This window comes from Streptomyces sp. NPDC058240 (genome assembly GCF_042882135.1).
Taxonomy (GTDB): domain Bacteria; phylum Actinomycetota; class Actinomycetes; order Streptomycetales; family Streptomycetaceae; genus Streptomyces.
This window is the reverse complement of sequence record NZ_JBHVWT010000107.1, coordinates 1-6,779: the sequence shown is the minus strand read 5'-3', so window position 1 is coordinate 6,779 and position 6,779 is coordinate 1. Positions and strand designations below refer to the sequence as shown.

Below are 6,779 nucleotides of genomic sequence, written 5' to 3'. Positions count from 1 at the left end.
GACCCCAGACCTTACGTCTGGACCAAGACCGCAGACGAGATCCTCGAACGCCTCGCCAGCTATCTGAACAGAATTCCTGACTCAGAAGACTAGGGCGTGTATCGAAAGTGGATGGCAAGACCTGAAATTACGGGATGGGTCACGTGGCTGGGTCGTGTGGTCGGGCACCTGCCGCGAGTGCCGTCATCTTCGCGGAGATTGATCGGCGCCGTGGGTGAGGAGTGCACGCACCGTTTCTGAACCTGGAGGCGGTACGGCAGTTCCATGCCCGTGAAGGGCACATGCAAGTGCCCCGGAAACACATCGAGCACCTGGAGGCGGAGACAGGTCTGTCGGGCTGTCAGGACGGGGCTGACGGGGCTGTGGTGGTCAAGCTCGGCACGTGGCTCGACAACGTCCGGAAACGGGCCGAGAAGCTCCCCGAACAGCGCCGGGCCGACCTCGACCGCCTTGGCATGCGCTGGTAACCGATGCGCGAGAGGAACAGTGTGAGTACCGATCAGCACGACGCGTACGGAGATGCGGTGGCCGCGGACTTCACGGTGCTGGTCTCTCACACTCCGAGGTCCTGGGCGGCCGGGCCGGCCTCCGGGCTCGATGCGAAAGAGGTCCTGGCGGCGGCGCAGCGGTACACGTGGGCCTGCACCGACCCGGGCAACTTCCTCGTCCCGATGCGTCGGGCGAGATCCTGGCCGTGGCCCCCAGCGCCGTACGCGAGGATGAGCGGGACGGCTACATGCAGCGCCTGGAGGCATTCGCCGAACGGCACAGCGAGCGCTTCCAGGAGCTGTTGTGCGCGTACGGGCCGGGCAGCGCGCCCGCCGAACACGACCGGTATGCCCTGGTCGGCCAGCCCGCGAGCCGGATCATCCGCGAACGGATGGAGAGCGCCCCGTTCCTCCTGCGCGGCCGGTGGAAGGGCTCGCTGGAAGACGTCCTGCTGGACGACCTCGAGTTCGCGTGGGGACCGCGCCACCGCCTGAGCCGGTGAACCTCTGGGGCAGACACCGACGGGCCGCACAGGACTGTTCGTACGGCCCGTCGGCGGAGGCCCGATCCCGATCGCCTCACGCCCGCCGCCGGGCGGCAGCCGCGCCGACCGGGCCGTCCGGGCCGACGGCGGGCGATAGGCACGAAGGCCTGGAGGACCCGGACGGCGCCGGGTCCGACGCCCCGGGAGCGGGAGTCGCACCGGCCTGTCGGCGAGCCGCACCGGCCTCCTGGGACCGGAGGATCTGCGCAGCGTAGGTGGATGGGGTAGGGACGGTCGTGTGTCGGACGCTGCCGTCGCCCGAGCCCCGGAAGCTTTGAGCCGGTCCTCGCTCATCTTCGAGGACCGGCTCAACACCACGTGAGGCCGGAGGGCCTACGCCAAGTCCCGGATGCGCCCTACGAATTCAAGTTCACCCAGAGGTGCCAGTTGTTGGTGGTGCTGCTCTTCTGGCAGTACCAGTCGGAGTAGACGCCGGCCTGCCCGAACGACAGGCATGCGCTCCGGGACGGGAAGGTACCGATGTCGACATGTGTCCCCGCCGCGGAGGGCGCGGGTGCCGCCTGCGCGGTGGCGACCGTGCCACCCGTCAGCAGGGCGGCTCCCAGTGCAGCGCCGGTGAGCCAGATTCGTGCACGCATAGATTCTCCTTTTCTACGGACCTTTTCACCCAATGCGGGCGCGGTCGGTACTAGTCCGCTAGGTTCCGGACACGTCGACAACGATGTACGGACGACCTGGGGCAAACCTTGCGAGAAACCTTGAGGGGCAGGTCACAGTGATGCTCTCTGGGCCTGTACTGGCACGAAAGGGGAGCGCGGCATGGTGGAGTTCCGATTACTGAGCACTCTTCAGGCGCGGGTCGACGGTAGGCCGGTACCACTGGGGCACCCGCGGCAGCAGTGCGTTCTCGCGGTTTTGCTGATCGACGCAAACCGCCCCGTCTCCGCCGACCAGCTGCTCTGCCGCGTATGGGACGATCGCGTACCCCTCCGGGCCCGCGACACGCTCTACACCTACATATCTCGTTTGCGCCGCGAGCTGGACCCGCACGGCATCTGTCTGGCCCGCCGGTCCGGCGGTTATGTGCTCGACATAGACGAGACCACGGTGGATCTGCACTGCTTCCGCCACCTGATCGCACGGGCCAGGAATGTCCCGGACGACCGGTCCGCCCTGAGCCTGTTCGAGGAGGGGCTCGGCCTTTGGCAGGGCGAACCGCTGGCAGGCATGGACTGCCTGTGGGTGGACACCGTGCGCGAGCAGCTGCGGACAGAGCGATGGACGGCGGAGCTGGACCGGACCGACGCCATGCTGCGTACCGGCCGCCACAGCGAGTGTCTGGCCGATCTGTCGGCACGGACCGTAGCCCATCCCTTGGACGAGCGGGTGGCCGGCCAGCTCATGCTCGCCCTGTACCGCGAGGGACGTCCCGCTGACGCCCTGGCCCACTACCAGCGCATCCGGGGGCGGCTGGCCGAGGAGCTGGGGGTCGATCCCGGCCAAGCCCTACGACAGCTTCACCAGCAGTTGCTCACCTCCGACCCTGCACTCGACGTGCCCTCCCACCTTTCCGGCATCGCTTCCGTACCGGCACGCGTCCCGTCCCCTCAGCGGGCCGCGTCAGCGGCGAGCCCGCACACGTCGGCTTCGAACCGGCCGGACGACGCCACCAGGAGCGGTCACGAGGATCGGGTCGGAGCGAACACACAGCAACCGCGCCCTCGCCTGCTTCCGCCGACCCCGTCCCTGTTCGTGGGCCGGAAAGACGAGTTGGCTGAAGCCTGCCGACTGCTCGGCCAGGAAACGTCCGGGTCGGTGACCCTGCTGGTCACCGGCTCGGCAGGGGTCGGCAAGACGGCCTTCGCCGTGCGCACGGGGCATCTGCTGGCCTCGCGGTTTCCGGACGGTCAGCTCTACGCGGACCTGCGGGGTTTCAGTGACGAGCCGGCCGAGTCGTTCACGGTCCTGGGCACCTTCTTGCGAGCGCTCGGCGTACACGGCGGTGCGATGCCCCCTGACGCGACCGGGCGAATCAATCTCTACCGCACGTTGCTGGCCCAGCGCAGGACGCTCGTCGTGCTGGACAGCGCGGCCGATGCGCTGCTGGTGGACGACCTTCTGCCCAGCGGTGAACACTGCGCCGCCATCGTCACCAGCCGGACCACGCTGGCGAGCCTGGGCGGTGTCCGGCTCCCCCTGAGAGTCCTCGACTCCGCAACGGGGCTGGCACTGTTGCGTGAGATGGTGGGCGCAGACCGGACCGTCGCGGAGTCCGAATCGGCCCGGTCCATCGTGGAAACCTGTGGCGGTCTTCCCCTCGCGGTATGGGTCACCGGATCGCGACTGGCCGCACGACCGCACTGGCCGCTGGCCAAGGTCGCCCGGGCGCTCGCCGACGAGCAACGCAAGCTTGATGAGCTGGCCGTCGGTCACATCGCCGTACGGGCCAGCCTGGAGCTGACCTACCGGGGCATGGCCCCCATGATTCGGCACGCCCTGCGGATGCTCGCCCTGCTGCCTGGACCGGACTTCGCCGTCTGGGCCCTGGCCGTGCTGCTGGACATGGGCCTGGACCGCGCGGAGGCCGTGCTCGACGAGCTGGTGGATGTGCATGTGGTGGAGGTTGGGGCGGCTGGTGCCACCGGAGTGCGCTACCGGCTGCACGACCTGGTGCGGCTGCTGGGCCGGGAACGGGCGGAGCGGGAGGTCTCGCCGCTGGACCGTACGGACGCGCTCATACGGCTGCTGGGCGCGAGCCTGCACCTGGCCGACCTGGCCGCGGACACCCTCAGCGTCGACTTCCAGGGCACCTCGCAGGCCGGCCTGGCATCCTGGCAGCCCTCACCGACGGACACCAGCCAGATCCTCGCGGACCCACTGGCCTGGTTCAACGACGAGCGCCAATTCCTCATCGACGTGGTGGACCAGGCGCTTGACAGAGCCGAGATCGCGCCGGCCGCCGGGCTGGCCACCACGCTGACAACGCTCTTCCAGATCGGCAGCCACTTCGACGACTGGGAACGGATCCAGAACCGGGCGCTGAAGGCGGCACTGAGCAGCGGAAACCAGCGCAGCGCCACCCAACTCCACCGCTGCCTGGGCGAACTCACCACTATCCTCGACCGGTACCCGGAAGCGCTGGGTCACTTCGAGCAGGCGCTGCAGCTCGCCGACCGCGAGGGCCCGGACTACCGAGCCAGCGCCACAGCCGGACTGGCGTACGTACACCGCCTGTTGGGCCAGTACTCCACGGCCGTGCGTCATTTCGAACAGGCGGCCGCGCTGGCCCGAACGGTGGAGAACGTCAACTGCCTCGTCTACGCCACCAACGGCATCGGCGTCATCCACCTTGAGCAGGGGCGTATCGAAGCGGCCATGGAGCGGTTCACACAGTGCCTGCGGGCGAGTCGGGAAGCGGGCTACCGGCCCGGCGAAGCCCAGGCCCTGCGATGTCTGGGACAGAGCCACCGCGCACGTGGCGCCTACCCCGCCGCCGCCGACTGCTTCCGGCAGGCAGCCTCGATCAGCGAGAGTCTGGGCGACCGGCTCACCACCGCACACGCCACCTGCTGGCTGGGGGACGTCCTGGTGCGACAAGGCGCTCATGCGGAGGGGCGTCGACTACTGGCCGGCACCCTCTGGACCTACCGGGAGTTCGGCAACCTGTGGGGCGAGGCAGCGACGCTCTATGCACTCGCCGAGGCGCAACTCGTAGCAGGCCGACCAGCGCCGGCCCGCCGACGCGCCGAAGCAGCCGTCAGGCTGTGGCGACAGATCGGTTCCCGCGCCTGGCTGGCCGTGGGCCTCGACACCCTGGCCAAGACCCAGACCATGGCCGGTGACCTCGTGGCCGCAGCCCGCACCCAGGACGAGGCCTCAGCAGCGCGGGACGTTCGAAACACGCCCTAGCTTGATCTTTAACCTGTGCGGCGTGGGCGCGGGGTTGTTGGCTTCTTCGTCAGTCATAGCGTGGGGTGGGCCGGGTGTTCTTGCCACCGGGCGGCCGGCCTGGGCCGGGGCGTGAGGATTTCGGTGCTCTGGCAGGACAGCCGGCCTTCGGGCGGAGGTGCCGGAAATCGCGGCGGACTCGGGCGGGAGTGAGCCTGTCGGACGGGCTCGGTCTCTCCCACGGCCGTCGCAGGTCGGCTGCCAGCGGGCGGGCCAGACGTAGTTGGGTGAACACGGCGAGGATCAGCCAGGTCCACCGGTCGGCTGCTTCGGGGGTGCGGATCTTGGGGCAGGTCCAGCCCAGGGTCTGCTTGAGCAGCCGGAAGGTGTGCTCGATGTCGAGCGCCGCAGGAACGCCTGTCACAGACGGTCGACGTCGGCTGTGGTGGCATCGGTACCCGACCATCACAGCCACACCGGCTTCGGTGTCGCGCCGCTGGGCAGGTGCTCGACCTGCAGGCGGATCACGGTGCCTTCGATCACCGGCAGGGCGCCCAGCTGGGCAGTCCAGGCGGATCGATGGGTCAGCCTCGGGTGGAGCCGGTCCCAGGCCCGCGCGGTGGCGATGCCGTAGAGGCGGGTCCCGGTCACCGTCTGCGCGTCGGGTGTGTTCCAGGTGGTGGGGTCGCCGAAGACGAACTCGCCACCGTGGCGGGGCGGGCGGCCCCGGGCGCCCGGCATACGGCGCGGGACCGTGCGGCGCAGGACGCGGCCCGAACGCATCCGGCCCAGCACCTGCACCGGCAGATCCTTCAGCAGGAAGGCCAGCCGGGGCACGTCGTATCCGGCGTCCACCACGATCAGAACGTCCGGATCGCCGTCTTTCCACTGCCCGGCCGCCATCAGCCGCTCGACGAGTTCACGCATCTGCCCGGCCGTGACAGTGGCGGCATCATCCCCTGGGGCCAGACGCAGTGCGTCCAGCGGGGCGGTCCACGAACTGCGGCCCGTTTCCAGTGCGCAGATCACCGAGTACGGCCAGCCGGGAACAGGGATGTGCTGGTCCTTGCCCCGTCCGTAGGTGTGGCACAGGATCCGCTGCGGTGAGGTATGCGCGCTGGGTCGCAGCCAGCAGGTGATGTCGGCGGCCAGGACCAGGCGGCCGTCCGCCGCCCGCGGCAGCGGCACCGCGGCCAGGGCCCGCCGTAGCCTGCTGACATCGACCTCGCCTGCGGCCAGGGCGTCGTAGAGCCCACCGTGCCCGCGACGATGCTCGGGCCTTCCCCCGTGAAGGTGGGCACGCGGTTATTGATCACGCGGCGAGCGTGAGTTTAGCGGTGTGGTGTCGGTGTTCGTATTCGTTGGGGCTGAGGTGGCCGTTGGCGGAGTGCCGGCGGCGGGTGTTGTAGCGGGTCAGCCAGGCGAAGACGGTCCTGCGGCAGGTATCGGAGTCGCCGTAGTCGTGGGCGCCTTTGAGGGTCTCGCGTTTCAGGGAGGCGTGGAAGCTTTCGCAGGCCGCGTTGTCGGCGCTGGTGCCGACCGCGCCCATCGACCGTGTGACCCCGAGTTGGTCGCAGAGGCGGGCGAAGGCCCGGGATCCGTATTGCGCTCCGTGGTCGGAGTGGAATACGGCGCCGTCCAGGCGGCCACGGGTCGAGGCTGCCATCCGCAGTGCGTCGGCGACCAGGCCGGTGCGCATGTGGTCGGCGATGGACCAGCCGACGACCTTGCGGCTGAAGCAGTCCAGCACGGTCGCGAGATAGAGGAACTCCCCGCCTGCGAGCGGGAGATACGTGATGTCGCCCATGTATTTGCGCCCCGGCTCGGTAGCGGTGAAGTCCCGCTGGAACAGGTCCGGGACCGGTGAGGCTGCCGGGTCCGGGACGGTGGTGCGCAC

The 6,779-nt window shown here is 69.3% G+C and carries 5 protein-coding genes and 1 pseudogene; 3 read left to right on the top strand and 3 right to left on the bottom strand.

The features are described 5' to 3' along the window. Positions 1–221 precede the first annotated feature (221 nt). On the top strand, positions 222–467 hold the full coding sequence (locus ACFVX4_RS41300) for a helicase associated domain-containing protein (RefSeq protein ID WP_389988425.1): 246 nt from the start codon (positions 222–224) through the stop codon (positions 465–467). A 227-nt stretch (positions 468–694) separates the two neighbouring features. After that, the gene (locus ACFVX4_RS41295) at positions 695–991 is read left to right on the top strand and encodes a hypothetical protein (protein WP_389988422.1); all 297 of its coding nucleotides are present in this window, start codon (positions 695–697) and stop codon (positions 989–991) included. A 398-nt stretch (positions 992–1,389) separates the two neighbouring features. Here the strand turns inward: ACFVX4_RS41295 and ACFVX4_RS41290 are convergent, their stop codons facing one another. Further along, on the bottom strand, positions 1,390–1,632 hold the full coding sequence (locus ACFVX4_RS41290; protein WP_389988420.1) for a hypothetical protein: 243 nt from the start codon (positions 1,630–1,632) through the stop codon (positions 1,390–1,392). Positions 1,633–1,813: 181 nt separating this feature from the next. Between ACFVX4_RS41290 and ACFVX4_RS41285 the strand changes: the two genes are divergently transcribed. Continuing rightward, positions 1,814–4,903, top strand: a complete 3,090-nt coding sequence (locus ACFVX4_RS41285; protein ID WP_389988417.1) for a BTAD domain-containing putative transcriptional regulator — start codon at positions 1,814–1,816, stop codon at positions 4,901–4,903. Positions 4,904–4,911: 8 nt separating this feature from the next. On the opposite strand, the pseudogene ACFVX4_RS41280 reads toward ACFVX4_RS41285, so the two are convergent. Together ACFVX4_RS41280 and ACFVX4_RS41275 are read right to left on the bottom strand one after the other, a co-directional pair. Continuing rightward, positions 4,912–6,157, bottom strand: a pseudogene (locus ACFVX4_RS41280) (NF041680 family putative transposase); the annotation flags it as partial. Between the two features lie 37 nt (positions 6,158–6,194). Next, on the bottom strand, positions 6,195–6,779 hold a 585-nt coding region (locus tag ACFVX4_RS41275), incomplete at its 5' end, for an IS3 family transposase (RefSeq protein WP_389988414.1).

Bases quoted from the DNA above. Each gene is read 5' to 3' on its own strand.
- ACFVX4_RS41290 (WP_389988420.1), bottom strand. From the start codon at position 1,632: ATGCGTGCACGAATCTGGCTCACCGGCGCTGCACTGGGAGCCGCCCTG.
- ACFVX4_RS41285 (WP_389988417.1), top strand. From the start codon at position 1,814: ATGGTGGAGTTCCGATTACTGAGCACTCTTCAGGCGCGGGTCGACGGT.